This is a genomic window from Kamptonema formosum PCC 6407 (genome assembly GCF_000332155.1).
Classification (GTDB): Bacteria; Cyanobacteriota; Cyanobacteriia; order Cyanobacteriales; family Microcoleaceae; genus Kamptonema; species Kamptonema formosum.
This window is the reverse complement of record NZ_KB235898.1, coordinates 1071616-1093011: the sequence shown is the minus strand read 5'-3', so window position 1 is coordinate 1093011 and position 21396 is coordinate 1071616. Positions and strand designations below refer to the sequence as shown.

19 protein-coding genes and 1 tRNA gene are annotated in these 21396 nt (G+C 43.1%); 6 read left to right on the top strand and 14 right to left on the bottom strand.

Features of this window, described 5'->3' with window-relative positions; genetic code table 11:
- Positions 1 to 14 precede the first annotated feature (14 nt).
- Both OSCIL6407_RS0104500 and recQ read right to left on the bottom strand, forming a co-directional pair.
- Positions 15 to 1139: an AAA family ATPase gene (locus OSCIL6407_RS0104500; RefSeq protein ID WP_007357273.1), complete on the bottom strand. Its 1125-nt coding sequence runs from the start codon at positions 1137 to 1139 to the stop codon at positions 15 to 17.
- Between the two features lie 70 nt (positions 1140 to 1209).
- Entirely contained in the window at positions 1210 to 3390 is a 2181-nt protein-coding gene (gene recQ, locus OSCIL6407_RS0104495; RefSeq protein WP_007357274.1) for a DNA helicase RecQ, read from the bottom strand.
- Positions 3391 to 3488: 98 nt separating this feature from the next.
- Here recQ and OSCIL6407_RS0104490 point away from each other — a divergent pair, with 98 nt between their 5' ends.
- Complete coding sequence (locus OSCIL6407_RS0104490; RefSeq protein ID WP_007357275.1) at positions 3489 to 3773, top strand: DUF427 domain-containing protein; 285 nt, start codon at positions 3489 to 3491, stop codon at positions 3771 to 3773.
- A gap of 70 nt (positions 3774 to 3843) precedes the next feature.
- On the opposite strand, the gene OSCIL6407_RS0104485 is transcribed toward OSCIL6407_RS0104490, so the two are convergent.
- Positions 3844 to 4512 (bottom strand): L-threonylcarbamoyladenylate synthase, encoded by a 669-nt coding sequence (locus tag OSCIL6407_RS0104485; RefSeq protein ID WP_007357276.1) that lies wholly within the window; start codon positions 4510 to 4512, stop codon positions 3844 to 3846.
- 511 nt (positions 4513 to 5023) lie between these two features.
- Between OSCIL6407_RS0104485 and larC the strand changes: the two genes are divergently transcribed.
- Positions 5024 to 6457, top strand: a complete 1434-nt coding sequence (gene larC, locus OSCIL6407_RS0104480; RefSeq protein WP_007357277.1) for a nickel pincer cofactor biosynthesis protein LarC — start codon at positions 5024 to 5026, stop codon at positions 6455 to 6457.
- Positions 6458 to 6546: 89 nt separating this feature from the next.
- Here the strand turns inward: larC and OSCIL6407_RS0104475 are convergent, their stop codons facing one another.
- The 4 genes from OSCIL6407_RS0104475 to ndhL all read right to left on the bottom strand — a co-directional run bounded on the left by OSCIL6407_RS0104475 (position 6547) and on the right by ndhL (position 9071).
- Positions 6547 to 7155 carry a DUF6658 family protein gene (locus OSCIL6407_RS0104475; RefSeq protein WP_007357278.1) on the bottom strand — a complete coding sequence of 203 codons (609 nt, stop codon included), beginning with the start codon at positions 7153 to 7155 and terminating at the stop codon, positions 6547 to 6549.
- 319 nt (positions 7156 to 7474) lie between these two features.
- Entirely contained in the window at positions 7475 to 8272 is a 798-nt protein-coding gene (gene trpA, locus OSCIL6407_RS0104470; protein ID WP_007357279.1) for a tryptophan synthase subunit alpha, read from the bottom strand.
- A gap of 277 nt (positions 8273 to 8549) precedes the next feature.
- Positions 8550 to 8855 carry a DUF3007 family protein gene (locus tag OSCIL6407_RS0104465; protein ID WP_007357280.1) on the bottom strand — a complete coding sequence of 102 codons (306 nt, stop codon included), beginning with the start codon at positions 8853 to 8855 and terminating at the stop codon, positions 8550 to 8552.
- Entirely contained in the window at positions 8856 to 9071 is a 216-nt protein-coding gene (ndhL, locus tag OSCIL6407_RS32225; RefSeq protein WP_007357281.1) for an NAD(P)H-quinone oxidoreductase subunit L, read from the bottom strand. It abuts the gene before it with no gap.
- Between the two features lie 206 nt (positions 9072 to 9277).
- On the opposite strand from ndhL, the gene OSCIL6407_RS0104460 reads away from it, so the two are divergent.
- A tRNA-Leu gene (locus OSCIL6407_RS0104460) sits at positions 9278 to 9362 on the top strand.
- Positions 9363 to 9571: 209 nt separating this feature from the next.
- Here OSCIL6407_RS0104460 and OSCIL6407_RS0104455 read toward each other — a convergent pair.
- The 6 genes from OSCIL6407_RS0104455 to OSCIL6407_RS0104435 form a co-directional block, all read right to left on the bottom strand.
- A complete protein-coding gene (locus tag OSCIL6407_RS0104455; RefSeq protein ID WP_007357283.1) occupies positions 9572 to 10495 on the bottom strand; it encodes a hypothetical protein in 924 nt (307 codons plus the stop codon).
- 67 nt (positions 10496 to 10562) lie between these two features.
- Entirely contained in the window at positions 10563 to 11501 is a 939-nt protein-coding gene (locus OSCIL6407_RS0104450; RefSeq protein ID WP_007357284.1) for a nuclease A inhibitor family protein, read from the bottom strand.
- 28 nt (positions 11502 to 11529) lie between these two features.
- Positions 11530 to 15480: a hypothetical protein gene (locus OSCIL6407_RS0104445; protein WP_007357285.1), complete on the bottom strand. Its 3951-nt coding sequence runs from the start codon at positions 15478 to 15480 to the stop codon at positions 11530 to 11532.
- A gap of 76 nt (positions 15481 to 15556) precedes the next feature.
- Positions 15557 to 15679, bottom strand: a complete 123-nt coding sequence (locus OSCIL6407_RS37660) for a hypothetical protein (protein WP_267879525.1) — start codon at positions 15677 to 15679, stop codon at positions 15557 to 15559.
- Between the two features lie 2 nt (positions 15680 to 15681).
- A complete protein-coding gene (locus OSCIL6407_RS0104440) occupies positions 15682 to 15900 on the bottom strand; it encodes a hypothetical protein (RefSeq protein WP_007357286.1) in 219 nt (72 codons plus the stop codon).
- A 122-nt stretch (positions 15901 to 16022) separates the two neighbouring features.
- Complete coding sequence (locus OSCIL6407_RS0104435) at positions 16023 to 16775, bottom strand: Uma2 family endonuclease (RefSeq protein ID WP_007357287.1); 753 nt, start codon at positions 16773 to 16775, stop codon at positions 16023 to 16025.
- A 99-nt stretch (positions 16776 to 16874) separates the two neighbouring features.
- Between OSCIL6407_RS0104435 and OSCIL6407_RS0104430 the strand changes: the two genes are divergently transcribed.
- The 3 genes from OSCIL6407_RS0104430 to OSCIL6407_RS30270 are packed head-to-tail and all read left to right on the top strand — an operon-like array spanning position 16875 to position 17540.
- Entirely contained in the window at positions 16875 to 17162 is a 288-nt protein-coding gene (locus OSCIL6407_RS0104430) for a DUF433 domain-containing protein (RefSeq protein ID WP_007357288.1), read from the top strand.
- An 8-nt stretch (positions 17163 to 17170) separates the two neighbouring features.
- Positions 17171 to 17296 carry a hypothetical protein gene (locus tag OSCIL6407_RS37655; RefSeq protein ID WP_007357289.1) on the top strand — a complete coding sequence of 42 codons (126 nt, stop codon included), beginning with the start codon at positions 17171 to 17173 and terminating at the stop codon, positions 17294 to 17296.
- Complete coding sequence (locus tag OSCIL6407_RS30270; protein ID WP_234708792.1) at positions 17280 to 17540, top strand: DUF5615 family PIN-like protein; 261 nt, start codon at positions 17280 to 17282, stop codon at positions 17538 to 17540. The genes OSCIL6407_RS37655 and OSCIL6407_RS30270 overlap by 17 nt, the downstream gene beginning before the upstream one ends.
- 131 nt (positions 17541 to 17671) lie before the next feature.
- Here the strand turns inward: OSCIL6407_RS30270 and ileS are convergent, their stop codons facing one another.
- On the bottom strand, positions 17672 to 21223 hold the full coding sequence (ileS, locus tag OSCIL6407_RS0104420; RefSeq protein ID WP_007357291.1) for an isoleucine--tRNA ligase: 3552 nt from the start codon (positions 21221 to 21223) through the stop codon (positions 17672 to 17674).
- Positions 21224 to 21396: the final 173 nt, after the last annotated feature.

Below are 21396 nucleotides of genomic sequence, written 5' to 3'. Positions count from 1 at the left end.
AAAATACAAATTCATTAAACTTTTATTCCTTCGCTATATTCTTCTAGATTAATCAATTGCAGAAATGCCTGATGTCTAGATTTTCCCAAATTAAAATCTTTGGCATCTCTTACCGTTACTACGCCACCTCGGCGAGTTACTATTTTCCAGTATTCCATTGCAATGTTATTGATAATATATGGGTGATGACTCGTGAGAATGAATTGCAGACTTTCGTTTTTTAGTAATGAAGTAGTGACAACATGAATACAGTTAACACCTAAACTATTTTCAAACTCATCGATAAGAATTACAGTTCCTTCAGGCGCTAAGTAAAGTTCACTAATATGAATGAGTGTTTTTAACATCCCTGAAGAAATGTTATTTTGCAATATCCACTTATTAACTCCTTTTTCTTTAATTTGAACAGGAAAGTCTGGGAAAAGTGGACTATTTTTATCTTCTATTGCCTCTATTTTAATATCTTCTACTTGAGTAAATATTTCTATAAAGCTAGTTTTGATGTTATTAAAAATATCTGCATATTGCTGAGAAACTAAAGCCAATTTTAGGGCGATTGGCATATTAAATTCTTTAATAGTATCTAACGATAAATTTTCTCTAGTTAGTTCCGCTAGTACCCTATGAGGTATGCCATAAACAGCATTGATTGACCTAGAATGTTCACTGTTTACGATTTTCTTAAAACCCTCTTGAACTGGGGCAATGTCGTCTTCTTGGTTTAATATATAAACTATGCTTTGAAATGGTGATAGCTTTGGTGTGATTTTTCCTTGGAATTGAATCTCATTAGGGCTTCTTTCTATAATGAGATTACCATTTCTCCATAATTTTTCATGTAAAATTTTGAATCTAGCGTTGTCATCTTCATCTTCAGAAATTAGACCAGGTTGTTTTTGAGTTTCAAATTCTCCTATCCATTGGTACTCAACCTCATTTTTTGTTAAAAATGTAATATCCCAGGCTAATCCATTTAAAGACTTACCATTAGCTATCTCCTTTAAACTGGAAATCCCTTTAAGTATTTGAGTTTTACCAACTCCTGAGACACCAACTAGCAAAGCAAGATTAGAAAAATAAATGGGTTCAAATTGCCAATCTAATTCATGGTTACAAAATGATACTTTTTTAATTCTCATATTCCTCTCCTATTAAAGATAATACTATTCAAATACTCTTTGTAATGCTGTTGCGACGACGACCTTACATTTATGGATTATTTCGCCGCAACCAGGCCCGCACTAACTTAATTTCATCATAAGTATACTTCTCACCTAAAAGTTGATAAATAGGTGTTAAAGAACGATCGCCTACTAACTCAATTGCTGTAATAATAGCTTGCTGACTCTCCAAATCTACCAACTGATTTATATCAACTTCTTGATTCATTTCGATTAATTCAGCTAAATGAGTCACAACTCTGGTAGCACGAATATCGCGAACCTCAGCGATTACGTCCACAGTTAAACCTTGCTGATGTAATTGTAAGGTTAGCATCTGAGTATGAGAGGGTTGATTGGGAATATTTGAACCAGTTAAAGGTGTTGATACCGTTGGTATTCCTTGTTCTTCACAATACTCTCGAATTGCCTCAATAAACTGTTTGCCATACTTATCTCGCTTGCGTGTTCCTACCCCAGAAATTTTTGCAAATTCATTTAAAGTTTGGGGGCGTTGTTCTGCCATTGCGCGTAAACTAGAATCAGGAAATACCACATAAGGCGGTACAAATTGCTCGTCGGCGATTTGTTTTCTAAGTTTACGCAATACTCCAAATAATATCTCTCCTTCTGCTGCTGAATAGCGTTGAACTCCCTGCACTTCTTGTTTGCGAACAACGGCGATTTCCACAGTCCGCTGACGTTTCATTACTTCCCAACTTCTAGCATTTAATTTTAATACAGGATAGCCGTCTGTTGTTTCATCTAGTAAACCTTGATGCAGCAGAGATCGCGCTAACATTTTCCAATCTTCAGCGCTTTTTTCTTTCCCGATTCCATAGGTAGAAAGTTTGTCATGTCCGTATTGTAAAACCTTTTGACTTTTAGAACCTCGCAGCACCTCAATAATATGATTCATGCCAAATCTTTCTTTGCATCTGGCTACGCCAGAAAGGAATTTCATCGCCTCAATAGTCCAGTCTTCTAAGGGTTTTTGATTGCGGCAGTTATCGCATTGGCTGCAATTTCCCGGAAATGCTTCTCCAAAATAACTTAATTGAATGGTGCGGCGACAGTCGGAAGCTTCAGCGTAATCTATAACTCTTCGGAACTGTTGCGTGGCAATTCTTTGTTCTTGAGGATCTGGTTTTTGTTCGATTAAATATTCTATAGTTTTGCGATCGCCATAACCGAGAAATAAAATACATTGGGCCGGTTCTCCATCTCTGCCAGCGCGTCCTGATTCTTGATAATATCCTTCTAAATTGCGCGGCAAATTGTAATGAACAACAAAACGCACGTCAGGTTTATTAATACCCATGCCAAAGGCAACTGTCGCTACCATAATTTGCACGTCATCGCGGATGAAGCGGGTTTGATTACTGGTGCGATCGCTATCGTTTAAGCCTGCATGGTAAGGTAGAGCAGAAATCCCAACTTGCTGAAGTTTATAGGCAAGTTCATCAACATTTTTGCGGCTGAGGCAGTAGATAATCCCTGAGCCGCCATTTTTGTCAATTATCTGTAATAATTCAGCAAAACTGTGCTTAGTTTTGGCTCGAACTTCGTAATATAAATTGGGGCGGTTGAAACTGGCAACGTGGATATAAGGTTCTCTAAGAGCTAACTGCTGCATAATATCAAGGCGGACGCGATCGGTCGCAGTAGCAGTTAGTGCCATAATCGGAATATGGGGATAGCGATCGCGCACCTGCAATATTTGCCGATAATCTGGCCGGAAGTCGTGACCCCATTCCGAGACGCAGTGAGCCTCATCGATCGCAAACGCCGAAATCCCCAAACTCGCGGCTACCTGGTCTAGAAATGGCAAAAAACGCTCGCTGAGCAAACGTTCGGGGGCAACATAAAGCAGTTTAATTTTACCATCTAGAATCGCAGTTTCTCGCGATCGCGTCTCCATCAAAGAAAGAGTGCTATTGAGAAAAGTTGCCCCAATCCCATTATCCCTCAGCGATTCTACCTGGTCTTGCATCAGGGCAATTAAAGGCGACACCACCACAGTCAAGCCTGGTTTTAACAGTGCCGGTAATTGAAAGCACAGCGACTTACCGCCGCCAGTCGGCATCACAATCAGCATATCCCGCTTAGAGAGAGCTGCTTCGACAATTTCCCGCTGTCCAGGACGAAAAGAGTCGTACCCAAAAAAATGTTTAAGTGCCTGTTCCAGCGATCGCGGTTGGGTAAAAGTTGGCGGTAGTAGCGCTGACATTTACAATAGTTGTCGTTGACTTCCTCATTATTTTATGCTTAAAAGAGCACAAACAGCCCTAATAATCTAAAATCTAAGATAATTAACTGGAGTAACCCATGCCAAAAGCTACTTGGAACGGAGCAGTCTTAGCCGAAAGCGACGCTTGCGAAGTTGTAGAAAATAACTATTACTTCCCCCCCGATACCATAAACCGCGAATATTTCAAAGAAAGTAGCACCCACACTACCTGCGGTTGGAAAGGAGTAGCGAGTTACTACAGCATCGAAGTCAATGGCGAAGTCAACAAAGACGCTGCTTGGTACTATCCCACCCCAAAAGAAGCAGCTAAAAATATTACCGGCTATATCGCCTTTTGGAAAGGTGTGAAAGTAGAGCGTTAACAATTCAAGTGGGAAATTCTGATAGAATTTCCCACTCTAACTTGTTTTCAATACTAGACCAGATCGCTACCTATTCCTCCGCCCAATTAGCTACCGCCTCCCATCCCAGTCCGCGCCTGACAATACTAGGTTTATCTTGTGTTAGATCTAGAATCGTAGAAACCTGATATCCTGTTTCCGAGGTATCATCAACAATTATATCCACCAACTTTTCCAGAGAATCAAATAATTCCGCCTTGCCAAAGTTTTCTTCAGTTGCTAATGCTGCTGCGGGTGCTTTTCCCTCATCATCATTAGTAATATGAGCAGAAGTAGAAATAATCGGATTTCCTAAAGCCTCTAACAGTGCTAAGCAAAATTTTTGATCGGGGACGCGAATACCTGTAGTTTTGCGCTTAGGCTCCATCACCAATCGAGGCACTAACTTAGTTGCTGGCAATAGGAAGGTATAGGGCCCTGGAATTAACCGCTTAATCATGCGGTATCCAGAATCGCTAACGACAGCATATTGAGCGATATTCGACAGAGAAGGACATAGGAATGTCAAAGGTTTATCATTAGATAAATGCTTGATCTGCCTTACCCGTTCCACTGCGGACTTAACATTAAGATCGCAGCCGATCGCGTAGACTGTATCAGTAGGATAAAGCATGATCGCCCCGGCTTGCAAGGATTTTTTAATCTTCTCGATCTTCTCTTTTTGCGGTGTTTCTGGATGTACTTGATAAATCTCAGCCATTATTTGATTTGTTGTTTGTTAGTTGTTATTTGTTAGTTGTTATTTGTTGGTTGTTGTGATAACATTTTTATGGGTTTTAGTCCACATCAAATTTAGCAGGATATAGCACTGGCCAAGACGGATAGAGCAATCTCTATTATAGCTAGGAACTAGGATGCTCAGGACTACGATGCTCAGGAAGAATGAATAGAATCAAGGTTTCCAGCAATCGCTCCTGTCCTAACTGCCAAGAAGGTTGCTATACTTTGAGACTCAGGTAACGCCGCCTTCTTAGGTGGTAACATACCACCTAAGAAGGCGGCGTTACGGATATTTATCTAATTGCCTTGGCGGTTACTATCAGAGGTGTAAGTCAGTTCTATGCAGATTTATTCAGCAGAATTAGCATCAATGGTTAATTATTAGTTATTATCCGATCCAAACCACAAAGACTAACTAACAACTAACAACTAACAACTAACAACCAACTACTAACCACTAACCACTAACCACCAACAATTAACAACTAACCATGAACAAAATAGCATATTTTGAATGTCCAACTGGCATCGCGGGTGATATGTGCCTGGGTGCTCTTGTCCATGCAGGTGTTCCTATAGAATACCTGATTGCCAAACTCAATTTACTAGGGATCTCCCAGGAATATAACTTAAGAGTAGAAAGAGTTCACCGCAATACCCAACAGGCAACTAAAGTTTATGTTGATTTAAGCTTATCTTCGGAAACTTCCAAAGTTGCAGGGGAAAACCCTAATTCTGACTCAGCATTAGATCCTTCCGAAACAGAAGCGCCAACTTTTTCACGTCACGAGCACCACCACCATCACCACGATCGCGATCGTCACGAGGCTCATTCCCACCATCATACCGAATCCGAGTCACCCACCCCCCACACTCAACACCGCCATTTGCCCGAAATTGAGCAAACGATCGCAGGTGCAGGGTTGCCAAAACGTGCGGAAATTTGGAGTTTAGCAGTATTTCGGAAACTTGCAGAGGCGGAAGGTGCTGTACATGGTATCGCCCCAGAAGAGGTGCATTTTCACGAAGTGGGAGCAACTGATGCGATCGTTGATATTGTGGGTACTTGTTTGGGGTTAGACTGGTTAGATATTGACGAATTATACTGTTCCGCTTTGCCTACTGGTGGGGGTACAGTCTGGGCCGCACACGGGCGCTTAGCAGTACCTACACCTGCGGTTTTGAAGTTGTGGGAAATGCGGCAAGTACCAGTTTACAGTAATGAAATCGATCGCGAGTTATGCACGCCGACGGGAAGCGCGATCGCAGTTACTCTCTGTAAAAGTTTTGGCCCGCCGCCGTCAATGAATCTGCACCAAATTGGTTTAGGTGCGGGTTCCCGCCAATTGCCGATTCCTAATATTTTGCGGTTGTGGATAGGAGAGAAGACAGAAGGAAAAAGGAAGAAGGAAGAGGGAAGAAGGAAGAAGGAAGAGGGAAGAAGGAAGAAGGTAGAAGGAAGAGGAAATTTAGCTAATTCCCAAGAAGTTATTTGTGTGCTGGAAACCCAAATTGACGATCTTAGCCCGCAAGCGATCGCATATATCTTTGATGCTTTATTTGCCGTTGGCGCTGTCGATGTCTTTACTCAGCCAATTGTGATGAAAAAATCTCGTTTGGGCGTACTGCTGACTGCGATTTGCCACCCTGAATCTCAGCAAAATTGCGAAACCGTTATTTTTCGCGAAACTACAACTTTAGGCATTCGCCGCTCAACTCAACTGAGAACAATTTTACAGCGAGAAATTCAAAAAGTACAGACAGAGTGGGGGGAAGTGCGGGTAAAAGTTGCCAAAGATGGCGATCGTATTACTAACGTGCAGCCAGAATATGAAGATTGTGCCAAACTAGCAAAACTTCATCATATTAGTTGGCGAGAAGTTCATCGCCTAGCAGTTTCGCACTGGCACTTTCAACACGATTAACCATCAAAAAGCCCACTCAAGTGGGCGCTGCAACTATTTTCTCTTTGCCGTCAATATTCTTGGGAAGCAGCACCCACTTCTCCCACTACTTAGTTAGTAGCTCTATCGGCTGCGCGTTTAACATTGTCTACGCCTTGACTGACTTTAGATTTAAGGGTGTTAGCGCCTTCATCAACCTTATCTTTTGAGCCGCTAGTCGCTTCATTAGCGATATCTTTTGCTCCCTCTATACCCCGGCGAGTATTGTCCTTAATATTCTCCATTCCTTGCTTAGTATTGTCCGCAAACTCCTTAGCTTTGCGTCCGAAAGCGTCCTTATTTTCATCCAGCTTTTGACCAATTTCATCCAGCTTATCTTGGCCTTCATCGCCTACACGCCGAATATTTTCAGGTACATTGTTACTAGATTTGGTACTGATACGACGTTCAGCAGCATCTTTGAGCATCTGAGCTTTGGCTTCTGCGGCGGAAACATTTCCTTTATCTCTGGGGTCAGTATCTTTATAGCCGTTCATTCCCTCTTTGACTTTAGATGTTACCGCCTCAGAAGGAACTTCTTCTCTCACTTGATCGGCAGTTTTTGCTAATACGTCAGGACTATTACAGGCAGTGCTGACTAACATTAGAATTCCAGCCATAAAAGCGGTAAAAATTTGTACGACTCGAATCTTTTTGATGGTCGCTATTAATCTGTTCATAACAATTCTCCATTTTTTTGTAAAACGCTCAATTTCCCTTTGAATTTCTAGGGGAATTTCTGGATACTTAGCATTGCTAAACCAGAGATTTGAGCACTTTTACAGCCTACAAATAAAATGATAAATTCTTCATCTGTCTCAAGTTACATTCTTAGGTCTTACCTACTGATTACGTAGTTATTAAGTAGAAGGATGAAGGAAGAAGGAAGAAGGATGAAGGATTAATCCTTGCAAGTAAAACAATGTCTTCGATCGCGATCTTGATGGGCGATCGCGATCGAAGACATCTATCTAATGGCAGACAAATTTTACACTGGGTCTAATTATTTGTAATTGCTGCTTTGAGACTCTGGCAGAAATGCGCGATCGCATCTAATCCCTGTTCCGGTGTACCATCAGCTAAACGCTTGACAAAGGCACTACCCACAATTGCCGCATCTGCTCCCCATTGTTGCACTTGCTGCGCGTGTTCCGGTGCGGAAATGCCAAAACCAATGCCAATGGGTTTATCAGTGACGCTACGGAGCTCTTGCAGTAAGTCTTGTACTCGTCCCTCTAACCCGGAACGCACGCCGGTAACGCCTGTAACGCTAACTAGGTAAATGAATCCTTGAGATTGCTGCGCGATCGCTTTGATTCGGTCTTTGGGACTGGTTGGGGCAACTAATAAAACCACTTCAATGCCCATTTTACTAGCAGGTGTTAACAAACTTTCGGCTTCTTCCAATGGTAAGTCAGGGACAACTAACCCCTGAACTCCAGCCTTTTTAACTTGCTGCAAAAATGTATCTATCCCTCGGTATAAAATCGGGTTATAGTACGTGAAGAGAATAATTGGCGATCGCAGTTTCGGCGAAACTTTTTCGACCATCGCTAATACGGAGTCTAGCTTAGTTCCCCGTTCTAAAGCGCGAGTAGCGGCCGCTTGAATTACGGGACCATCAGCTAGGGGATCTGAGTAGGGAACTCCGAGTTCAATTATATCTGCACCGTTTTCATCTAAGATTTGCAGTGCTTTAGCAGTAGTTTCTAAGTCTGGGTCGCCGGCGGTGATGAATGGAATTAAAGCACATTTGCCTTGACTGCGAAGGTCTTTAAAACATTGGGAAATTGTCATTTGTTAGTTGTTAGTTGTTAGTTGTTAGTTGTTAGTTGTTAGTTGTTGGTTGTTGGTTGTTGGTTGTTAGTTGTTAATTGTCATTGCGAGCGAAGCGAAGCAATCCCAAGACTTTGTGATTGCTTCGCTTCGCTCGCAATGACATTGTAATACCTTGGCAATGGCATAGTAGTATGCTGAAAATGATATAGTAGTACACTGAAAATGACACATTAAGGATAATCTTCTAAAAATCAGAAATTAACTAGAAGGGCAACTAACCACTAACAACTAACCACTAACTATTACGTTCTTGCTCAATTTCTGCTTGAATTTTGGCTAATTCTTCGGGCGTAAGTTCTTCTAACCGCTTCTGTAAGACTGCTTCTTCGTAGTCTTTTAGTTGTTGGCTGTAAGTCATATTTTGAGTTAGTGCTCGGAATAAATAGGTGAGTAGCCAACCAATTAAGCCGCCAACTAAAAAGACTTGACTCCAGATACCTGCGTTGAGGCTGTCGAGGCCGGCGAATTGTAGCAGCAGGTAGGCTACTCCCCCTGCTGCGAAAATGCCGAGACTGATTGCAATTACGTCTATACGTCGCATTTAAGCTTCAATTTGCCGCCGTTTGGGGCGAAAGTTCAAGAATGGGGCCAGGAGTAACATTCCTGGGAAGAAGAAGGATAGCATAAAGTACATGAAGCCGCGCTCTAGGGAACTAGCGACGTACCAGCGATTATTGAGGTAGGCGTAGGTGAGGGCGGGTACTACTAGGAGATAGGCTCCCGCGAGGGCGGCGTACAGCAGTAGGGTAATATACATGATGTTGATTTTAGGGGATATTGACACCCGGTAACGGGATAGGCGCGATCGCTAATCCTTGATGCTGAATGATTATTGTACTGCTTGGGGGGATGCAGTGTCACTTTTAGGAAATTTTAGATTAGGCCTTGCGTAATTTTAGTGTTTGGCTGTAGAATGAAAGACTGTGGTTGCAAATGGATTAATCCCATAGCAGCTTCACAAAAGGGGGTGTGGCGGAATGGTAGACGCTACGGACTTAAAATCCGTTGACCCGAAACGGTCGTGTGGGTTCAAGTCCCTCCACCCCCATCAAAATTAAGATTTAGAGCGCGATCGCGCTTTTGGGCATATCGCTATTGTAGTGATATGTTCTCTTTTTAATGGGAGCGATCGAAAGGCGAGAAAGACGCTATTATATCTCATCGTTTGCAGGAAAAATGACGGCGGACTGCAAAGAAAATGTCGTTACATCAAGTTGATTGTGTTCAGTCGAAGTCTCATTTTCATCTAGCCTGTCTCTAGGGATTGTATTCAAACTCTGCGATCGCATTGATCCCCAACCAGTCTCCTGTTGTAGCTTCACCAATTTTGTAAATGTAACCGATATCCCAAAAGGAAAGATGATAAGCTTTGATACCGCGTAATTTTGAATTTAGAAACTCAAACAGCTTCTCATTTTTACTCGTCAGATTTATGGTATCAACAGAATTTAAAGTTGTAACTCTCAGCATTTCCGCCGCCTGTAAAGCTTGCTCAAAAGCTTTAGCTTTTGTAGCCGAAGCTGCACCGACAATTTTATATTCATAAGTATAGTTATAGCCGCCGTGATAGTATCCATAAATGCCGATCGGAGTCAATTCAGCAAGAACTGTTTGAATTTGAGAGGCTAGTGCTAAAGTATTTTTTCCTAAAGAGCGATCGCACAGAATTTGCGCGTCACCGGAAATAAAATCACTACTGGCATTAGGAAAGCCAACTTGGTCGGGAATAGTTGGAGATAAACAAATCCATTCATCGTCATCTGTTTGACCAATAACAACGCAAAAATTAAAGTAGGGATGACTCAATCTTAAACACTCAGGTAATTGGTGGTGAGTGCTAATATTAATAGCCTGAATATCCCTTAAATTTGACTTGAGCAATTGCCAGAGAGATTGATACTTTTCTGCTCTCTCTGCTTCTGTATCGGCATCTAAAATATTATCGCGTTTTTCTCTTTCTGGTGCATAAAAATCTTCCTTGCTAGCCGTTCCTCGGCGCTCTGTAACTTGCCAACTTTCTATTGCTAATTCTACATCAGTGAGTCGGGCGAAGCCATTAACACTCATCAAATTTAACACATTAAATTTGCCTTGTTCCTCAGTGTCCCAAAAGAAAGCGCTATCGGGATAGTAGCTGAGAACTTCTAAAGTGGCGAGTAGCTGTTCTGTTTCCAATTTCATATTGACAAAAAATTCTAAGCTAATTAATATTCAGCGATCGGTTTTACCCATAGTTAACACAATGTCTCTATCCCCTGTATTCAAAATCAGAGATCGCATTGATACCCAGCCACTCTCCTGTTGCAGCTTGACCAATTTTGTAAATGTAACCCATATCCCAAAAACAAAGTGTATAAAATTTGAGATGGCGTAATTTTAAATTTATAAAGTCGATTAGCCTCTGTTTTTCTGATGTATTTGGTATATAATAATCAAGATTGGAAGTTGTAACTATTAGCATTTTTGCTACCTGTAAAGCTTTTTCAAAAGCTAGAGCTTTTGTAGTGCCAGCCGCACAGACAATTTTATGTTCATAAGTATATTTGTAGCCACCGCCGTCGTATCCATGAATACTGATTGGAGTTAATTGAGCAAGAATTCTTTGAACTTGAGTAGCTAATGCTAAAGTAGTTTCTCCTAGAGAGCGATCGCATAGCGTTTGCGCCTCATTGTAATTAGGAGCGCGGACATCGCGAAAGTTAAATTGGTTAGCCATAGTGGGAGTTAAACAGATCCAGTCACCGTCCTCTGTTTTGCCAATAATAACGCAAAAGTTTAAATATCGGTGGTGAGCGCTGAGATTAAAAGCTTGAATATCTCTTAAATTTGAATTGAGTAATTGCCAGAGAGATTGATACTTTTCTGCTCTCTCCGCTTCTGTCTCAGCATCCAATATATTATCGCTTTCTTCCCAATCTGGCGAGTAAATGCTGTTCTTAAATGCTTTTCCTCTGCGCTCTGTAGCTTGCCAACTTTCTATTGCTAATTCTACATCAGTAAGTCGGGATAAGCCATTAGCAATTGTCAGATTAAACACATTAAATTCGGCTTGTTCCTCATTTTCCCAAAAGAAAGCGCGGGTGGGATATTCATCGGTATTTTCTTCAATTTCGCAAAACAATTCGCTGTTGATATATTTGCATAAAACCTCTAAAGTGCCTAGTAGTTGTTCAGTTTCCAATTTCATGTTGACAAAATTCCAAACTAATTAATATTCAGAGATAAGCTTTACCCGTAGCTCGGACAATGCGGTTGCTATCTTCAGCGAGTAGCTGACGAATCTCTGGCGGAGTAGCTGGATTGTTAGCAACAGCATACCGCTCTAGCCAAGATGCCGACTCGGAACCCTGACGCAGCGCCTCAGCAGGAGTCAGGGGGTGCATTAATGCTACAAACCTGACAAAGGGCCTGGAAGATTGGACGTATTCAGAAAGCAGTGACGGGAGATCGTCAGTATTGGGATTGTATATGCGGCTGAGTCCGCGCAGGGTGGGGCTAACCTGGCGAGTCGGTGGCTGCAATTCCCTGAGCGATTCTCCCACAGATGCAGGCTTATTGGGATTTCGAGATACGGCGAGGCGAACTTCGACTCTTCGATCTTGGGCCAATTGTTCCAAAGCTGGCACAGGTGTGTTGCGATTGGCGGCGACAGCGGTACGAACCGCAGCATCTGCGTCAGTTGCCAAGATTTCTAATGCTGGCGCTGGCGTGTTGCGATTGGCGGCTACTTTCTGGCGAACGTCCTTATTTTCATCGCTGGCTAATGCTTCCAAAATTGTAATGGGGCAGTGCGATCGCTCTGCTAGTTCCAGCCGCACAGCAACATCTTCATCCCTAGCTAACAGCGCCCAAAGTTCCAGAGTAATGTTGGGATTATGAATCAGTTTACTGCGGACATTGGGACTCGGATCTCTAGCTAGGCGTTCCAAAAGCTCAGGAGTTAGATTAGGATTCCTGGTCAAAGCTTCCAGTACCTCCTCATCAGTTCTTCTGGGAAAAAACATTGAATGGTCAGTCGAGGGAGTTGCACTCTCCTCTCTGAGAAATTCCCTGTTAGCAAGCATTTCTAAAGCCGCTAAAGGAGTGCGGGGATTGCTGGCGATAAATATCCGAATTTGATTTTTGTCAGCACCCGCCATCATTGTTTTTAAGGCATTCTTTGTATCTGAGGGAGCATTGGCTTCACTGTGGTTAAATCTAGCCAGCAATTCTAAGGCAGTATCAGGGGTATTGGGATTGAGGGCAACGTTGTAGCGAACGGTATAGTCTTGATGCTCAGCTAGTCGCTCTAAAACGCTTGCAGGAGTATTTGCCTTGCTCGCTACTATACGGATAGTAGCCAAGTCAGAATTGCTAGCTAATTGTTCTAGAACTATTGGCGGGGTATTGCGATGCTGTGCCACTAGATAGCGAATGGAATTAGGGCTGTGATTGGCTAATCGTGCTAAGGTGCTGGCAGGCATTTGGGAACCTTCAACCGGATGTTTCAGCAAATCGGCTAGCACTTTGGGATTAGATTGGCCGCGACTCGCGGCCTCTGCTAGAACGCTGCCGGGAGTATTGGGGTTAGAGGCATTAAAAATCCCTTCTTGCAACCCCAATCGCTCCAAAATCTCCACAGGCGTATTACGGTTAGCGACTACTTTATTCTTGATTTCGCGGTTGGAATTATTCGCCAATTGCACTAAAATTTCTGCGGGAGTTTCTGGGTTTTCAGCAACCAATGCTCTAACACCTTCTGACTCATCATTGGCTAGCTGTTCTAAAACTTCAACAGGGGTTGGTCTGTTGAATTGCTTCCTTGCCAGGGCACTGCGGACTTTAAAACTCGGATCGCGGGTTAATTCTAGGCGACTTGTCAAGGGTAAGTTGGGATTTGCTGCCAAACATTCCCGGACGCTTTCATCAGCATCTCTGGTTAGCTGCTCTAGGATATTAACGGGCGTTCTATAATCGCGGGCAATTTTCATGCGGGAAGCTAGATCGCCGTTCCTGAGTACCTGTGCGATCGCGTAGGGACTGTGTAGCCGACTGGCGAATAATTCATTAGCTTTGGCTATTTCTTCTGCTGCTTGCGACTCTAACTCAATCCGATCGACGATTAGCGGATCTAGATTTGGATTTTTGAAAGCTTCCTCTTGAACGCCGTTTTTTCCCTTTTTAAGACCAAGTTCTTCTAAGATATCTATCGGCGTACTGGGATTTTTTGCCAACAGTTCCAGAGTGTAAGGGTTGTCCTGTTGGGCTGCTTGTCTCAATATACTGACGGGAGCATTGGGATTAGCTGCGATCGCCTGTACCATACCTGTACCCTGCTGGGCAAGTTGTTCGAGAATAAATACGGGGGTATTGGGATTTTTGGCGATCGCTTCCCTGATATCGCGCCAACCAGAAGCGATCGCCTGTTGCAAATATTCGATTCGCTGTGCTTCTGAAATCGCGGGGTTATACCCTAAAGCTACGCGCACCCTCCAATTCCCGGACTCCGCTTGAGGATCTATTTGCTGCAATTTTGCTAGTGCGCTTGGCGGAGTATTGGGATTACCTGCAAGAGCGACTAAAAGAGAACGGTCTCTCCGATTATTGCGCCAAGATAGCGTCATCAGCAAACCGTAAAGAGGGAGTAGATCGAGCCGCTGTCGGAGGATTGAATTTACCTCTGTCGCTATTTCTACGTCGCCGGACATCCCAATCATAGCTGCTGACACTCTATGCAACTCCTGAAGTTTCCGTTGGCTTAGAATGGGAAGGATTTTTTCCCACTGTTGCAAAATTGGTTCGCATAAGCTGGGATCTTTTTGATTTAGCCAAAACAATAACTGAGATGGCGATCCAATGTTAAGCAGGGGGCGGATTCCTCGCATTTGGGGTTCGTAGGAAATGTATTGATGGAGTCTTTCCCATATATCGCCGCCGTAGATGGTAGAAGTCACAAATTCTAAAATGGGAATAGGGGTACTTGGGTGTGCGGCGATCGCGACGCGAATCTTCTCGTCAGACTCAGTTGCCAACTGCTGTAAAAGCTGCGATCGCAAAGCATCAGGTGTATTGAGATTTTGTGCTACCGCCAACCGCACTTTAGGATCGGCATCTCGTGCCAATTGCTCTAAGGTACTCGCTAAAACTTGCGGATGTTCGGCAATTTTCGCACGATTAGATTCAGATGAGCTATCAAGCATTTGTGCCAAGATCGTTCCTGGTAGGTTTGGCTGTTTAAGCAGCGAGTAGTGCAGGTTGCGATCGCCAGCTAATTGTTCTAAAACGCTGATAGGTAGGTTATTTCTGTTGATAATAACATTGCGGTAGTTAGGAAGTAATTGCAGCAAAGTTGCTTCGGAAGCGTTAGGATGTTTCGCCACAGCATCCCGAACCGAGTTTTCGGAATGATTAGCCAGCATAACGATCGCGCCTTCTGGCGATGCAGGGTTACGAGCTACTGCTAATTGAATTTTCTCATCAGTATCACCCGCCAACTTCACCAATACTTCTGGCGGCGTATGAGGATTTTGAGCAACTGTTAAACGCACCCAAGACCAACTACTCTCTCCTAAAATCGCCAACTGTTGCGGCTCTGTATTCCAATCTTGAGCAGCATTGTGCTGACTTTCCACACGCAGAATTAACTCTGTCGGACAATTGGGATTATACTGAACTGCTCGGCGAATTGGTAACTCCAAATCGCCCGCTAATTGCTCTAAAATTGCTAAAGGTGCATCCGCCAATTCTGCCATCTGAAGACGCGGTTCTAGTGAAGGTTCTCTCGCCAAACGCTCCAATATTTTGATGCGAAACCGAGTAGGTAAATAGGGGTTGCGAAGTCCTTCCAAGAGGGGATTTGCCGGAACCCATTCGCTTAGAAAATAGTCGGGAACCGGAGCAAATTTAAGCAATTCTACTGCGAGTCTATCATTTTGTTCTAGTTGAGCATTTCGCAACACTGCATCTGCCACATCTTCCCAATTTTCTACTATTTCTCCTCCCCAATTTACATGGAGTCTTGCAGCTTCCGCTACTTGGCAATTTGAACTATTTACCAGCACTTCTAACAAGTTGCGCGGCGTTAAGAGATAATTAGCAACTGATATTTGAAAACTTATAGGTTGAGTGATTAACTGTTCGGGATTATCTACAAAAGGTTGGATATCTGCAAAATTGAGCGATTGCATAAAATAAAACCTCCTAGCCGTTAGCTAACTGCAAAGTAATTTATGCTAAAATTAAATTATAACATTTAACCCCAAATTAATCCATGCCAACTTTAACTGATTTATATATAACTGATGATAGAATTACCGCCGGACGACGTTTAATGCCAGTGACACCAGGAAAATCTACTGTCACCACATCACCAGGATTAAAAGACACTATTACATCTCCTCGTTTTCAGGAAAAAGGGCGCTAGCGTACTGCAAAGAAAATGTGGTGACATCAAGTTTATCTTCTTCATTCCAAGTCTCACTTTCATCGACGATAGATAGATTTTGCTGCACCAAATCGTTGAGAATAAGAGTTGCCAAGCGTAATCTCTCGGTTGGCGAAAGGGTAGAAAGAACGCGATCGTAAACTTCTTGGACAGTGATTGACATAGCAAATCCTCCTGCTTCTTAATCTTGTAGAACACTTAGGGAAGATTGATTACTGTTAATGGGGGTTCAAAAACCGGATTTTTTACTAAATACTTCGTTATAACCAAACGTGCAGTTATTTATTAACTTTTCGGTTTAGGGAGGCTTTCAGGGTCTATCCCTCCCTGGCGTAATTGTTCGAGTAAAGCTTGATAACGCTGTCGTTCTTGTTCGTGTTGAGCAATAGCTTCCTCTGCTCGTTGCCGTTCTAATTCAGTTTGAGCTTGAGCAAATTCTTTCTCTTGCCTTTCCTGTTCTCGAAGTCCATCCAATTCTACAGAAGTGAGGAACTTTTGGCCATCTGGTCGATAAATTTCCAAGTTATTTTCTGTCAGTTGAAAACGGATTCCTAACAGCGGACTCACCCAACCATTCATCTCTGGAATACTCTCTAACCAATCTCCAGAACGGATCGATCCAACTAATTCTATATCATCCGGGTCATAAATGTAATATTCTCTAACTCCATACCGTTGATAAAACAAAAGTTTATCCATCATTTTCCCGGCTCGATTTCCCGGTGAGAGAATTTCAAAAACAACTTGGGGTACTATGTTATCTTCTTCCCATTGTCTATAGGAACCTCTGTCACCTTTTGGTCTACCAAAAACTACCATTGCATCGGGAGCTAGGCGAATCTTATTATTTCCCTCAACGGGATACCAGAGTAAATCACCTGCAACAAAAACATCTGGATTATTAGCAAACAAAATTTCTAAATTTTCTTTAATGGTAACAATCCAGCGAAATTGTTTAGTATTGTCTGCCATTGGTTCACCGTCGCAGTCTGGATAGATGATTTCTGCTACAGTTTCAGCGGGTAATTGTTGTACCATAACTGTTAACGGATTGAGGATGCTGAGTTTAGTATAGCTCAAAAATTTAATAAATTTATGGTATAATTAAATCCTAATCTTTAACCCCAGATTCCCATAATGCCAACTTTAACTGATATTGGCACTTTAATTATCCGCGATCCGCACCTTCGCAATGGCATCCCTATCATAGCAGGAACTGCCACATCAGTACAGCGAATTGCCGCCTTATACAAACAAGGCAATAATGCTGAAGAAATAGCAGCCGATTTGGATCATCTCACCTTAGCACAAGTTTATGCTGCACTAACTTATTATCACGCAAATCGAGCGGAAATAGAAGCCGATTTAGCGGCTGAAAAAGCAGAATATGAGCGTTTAACAGGATTAAATAAGCTAAAAATGTAGGCAATAGCATGAGCCAAATTCGTCTTTACTTAGATGAAGATTCCCGCAGCAAAAAACTATTACAAGCTTTAGAAAGTCGTGGTGTAGATATCTATCATTACAGTGGCGGAAACAGGGATGTTATCTCGCAGTGATGAAGAGCAACTGATTTGGGCTTTTGCGAATCAAAGGGTAATTTATAGTTTCAACACTAGGGATTTTTATAGAATCCATACCAATTGGCTAGAAAGAGGTAACTCTCATGCAGGAATTATTTTAGGACAGCAAAATTATTCTGTGGGAGAACAAATGCGTCGCCTTTTGAGTCTAATTTCTGCCAAGTCAGCCGAAGAAATGCAAAATCAAATAGAGTTTCTTAGTGCTTGGAATGAAGAGTAAGCATATTGCGACAGAAGAAACCGAATATGCTACTGGTTAAAAAACTAGGCAATCAATAGACATCTCCAAAAAAGAATCTCAAACTCTTAGTCTGTCTGAAAAAACCTAATTTTTGGAGATGCCTAATTAACTTAAAATTGCCCTGCTAATGCTGGTACGCACCTTTCACAAAGTAAAGGATGTTCCTCTGACTCCCCAACATGAGTAGAATAATTCCAACAGCGATCGCACTTTTGCCCGTCTGCTTTGACTACACCCACCCCCAAGTCTTCTGAATTAAAGCTGTAGGGTATTCCCTCTAAACCTTCAGAACTTTCTAAAAGTTCCACCTGAGAAGCAATTAACAGATAGCGCAACTCGTCTACACCGTTACCAGTCGCAGAATTGTGCAGTTTTTTGATTGCCGAGGCAGGCTTTTTAACAGCAGAGAGTTGAGATACAATTTCCGCAGTATTGCTGATTGCTGGTACTTCTACCTTAATCTCCTCTGGTTGAGATGCGATCGCTTTCGCCTCAACAACAGTTTCTCCTGCTTGTTTCCCCAATACCTCTACTTTCAGAGTTTCAACCTTTTCTGACAATTCTTGCCGATTAGCTGCAAATAGCAAATGTTGCCAAACAAACCAGATTGCATATCCAAAACCAATGAGTTCAAATGTCTCTCCCAGCAGTGGAATTTGATTAATCGTATCCAGTACCGCCCCGATTGCTTTTGCAACTGCAAACACTGCAAATAGGAGGATAACTGTAACGGCAGCTTGCTGATTTTCTGCTAAAAATTGACCCGAAAACCTCGGTAAATCGCTGATAAATTCTGTTACCTTTTCGACAATTTCCCTCGGTTCGATGAAGGATTGTTGGGATTCACTATTAGCAATATCGGCAGCATTATCTGCTGCTATTTCACCGTGTTCTACTGATACTTCTTTCTCCAGTTCTATTGATTTTTCATCCTCAATATGCGGGTGCATATATTTTGCTGCTAACCCTTCCGTGCTCGGATTTAAAGCTTGCAGTTTTTCCCGTTTTTCCGCATCGGGGACGTAAAGCAAAACCTTAGCTTCCAAAGGAGCACCGATCGCCTTTTCACTGCGGGCTAATTCTAGAACCTTATTGACTTCGCCGCGAACTTGCCGCAAATATTCCCAGGATTTACCTAATTCTGGGTTATGCCAGCGGTGATCTATTTGCACCCAACCCGCCTCAAATACTGATTTGTAAGCTGTGGGATAGGGGATGTATTGCCAAATATCTTCTGCTAAGTGGCATAAAACAGGCGCGATCGCCCTTGCTAAACTCTCCACCGCGATCGCGAGTACTGTCTGGCAACTGCGGCGGCGTAAGGAATCTTCTGCACTGATATAAAGCCGATCTTTGGCAATATCCAGATAGAAATTCGATAAGTCAACGACGCAGAAATTCTGCACTGTTTGGAAAAATCGGAAAAACTGGAAGCTGTCAAAAGCATCTTTTACTTCTGTAAATACTTCCGTCATTCGGTGCAGCATATAACGGTCTAATTCGGGCAGTTCTTCATAACTAACTGCATTTTTTGCGGGGTCGAAATCGTGCAAATTTCCCAATAAAAACCGCGCTGTATTGCGAATTTTCCGGTAAACATCCGCTTGCTGTTTGAGGATGTTTTTACCCAAGGGCACGTCTGCGGAATAGTCTACGGAAGATACCCACAACCGCAAGACATCAGCACCATATTCATTGATAACAACGGCAGGATCGACGACATTACCCAGAGATTTGCTCATTTTGCGGCCTTGTTCGTCCAATACAAAACCGTGTGTTAAAACAGTTTTATAAGGAGCAATGCCATTATTAGCAACGCTAGTAAGTAAACTGGATTGAAACCAGCCGCGATGTTGATCCGATCCTTCTAAATACATTTCAGCAGGATAGTGCAATTCTTCTCGGCCTTTGGCAACGGCGGCCCAAGAGGAACCGGAGTCAAACCAGACATCCATTGTGTCTGTACCTTTGCGATAGGTTTTGCCGTTATTCCGATAGGATTCTGGCAATAATTCTTCTATTGGCAATTCCCACCAAGCATCGGAACCTTTTTGTGCAAAGATCGCCTGTACGTGAGCGATCGTTTCTTCATTCAGCAAGGGTTCCCCGGTTTCTTCGTCGTAGAATGCAGGGATAGGTACGCCCCAACTGCGTTGACGGGAGATGCACCAATCACTGCGATCGCTTACCATTGCGGTAATTCTATTTTCGCCTTGGGCGGGTATCCACTTCACATCCGCGATCGCTTTTAGCGCTGCTTCTCTAAATCCTTCCACCGACGCGAACCACTGTTCCGTCGCCCTAAATATTGTCGGCTTTTTCGTCCGCCAGTCGTAGGGGTAAGAGTGAGCGTAAACTTCTTCTTTAATTAAAGCACCGGCCCCGGCCAGAGCATCAATTACCGCGCCATTGCCATCGCCAAGGACGTTCAAACCCTCAAATTGTCCCGCTTCTGCGGTGAAATTACCATTATCGTCAACTGGTGAGAGTAAAGGTAAACCGTAGCGTTGACCTACTTGATAATCTTCTTGGCCGTGTCCCGGCGCGGTATGTACCAAACCCGTACCAGAATCCGCCGTGATGTAGTCGCCGCCGATTACAACGGGACTTATGCGGTCAAATAGGGGATGTTTGTAGGTAGATTTTTCTAAATCTTTGCCTTGGATGGTAGCCAGTACCTCTAGTTTGGTATTTAAGGTAGCTGACAATTTTTCTACCAAGTCAGCGGCCACGATCAGAGTTTTTTCTACCTTGGTACTTAACTCTTTATTCTCTGGCGTTTTTTTGAGTTCAATTGCACTCAATTCTTCACTCTCTGGCGAATTTTGAGCGCCATTGGTGCTCAATCCTTCCCCTGAGAATTTTACTACTGCATAAGTCAAGTCGGGATTGACTGCTACAGCTAGGTTGGCGGGAATTGTCCAAGGCGTAGTTGTCCAGACTGCTAAGTGGAGATTCGGCAGATAAGGAGTCAGCGCCTTTGCCGACTTTGCCAACTTCGCGATCGCTAAAGCAACATAAATACTGCGAGAAGTGTGACCTTCGGGATACTCCAATTCTGCCTCAGCCAAAGCCGTCTTAGAACTAGGACTCCAGTGTACCGGTTTCATCCCGCGATAGATGTAACCTTTAAGCACCATTTGGGCAAAAACGCCGATTTGTGCTGCTTCGTATTCTGGTTTTAACGTCAAATAAGGGTGTTCCCAGTTTCCCCAAATGCCATAACGCTTAAACCCTTCCCGTTGCTGTTCCATCGTAGCGATCGCAAAATCCCGCGCTTGGCGACGAAGTTCGATCGTAGTCAGCTTTTGCCGAAGGGCAGGCTTCATATCCTGTAAGACTTTCAGCTCAATTGGTAGACCGTGACAATCCCATCCAGGGACATAACGGACTTTCCTACCTTGCAGCATTTGGTAGCGGTTAATCGTATCCTTAAGAATCTTATTCAGGGCGTGGCCGATGTGGAGTTGCCCGTTAGCGTAGGGTGGCCCGTCGTGGAGAATGAACAACTCACCCGGATTGTTCTGTGACAGGCGATCGTATATATGTTGATCTGCCCAAAATTGTTGCAGTTCAGGTTCCCGTTTGACAGCGTTGGCACGCATATCAAACTTAGTCTTGGGCAGGTTTACGGTATCTTTATAGGATTTTAGTTCTGTCACAGCCGGATGCTCAAGATGTTACAAAGCTGGTTTTGCTTTTATCTTAGCGCTTTTGGGGATATTGAGCAGATTAATTTCAGGGGTCAAGCTCAGGGGTATGCTGATGGGTGTCAATAGCTTTGTGTAGGGGTGCGATCGCACAAGGCCGAAGGCAGACGGTAGAAGTTAGAAGG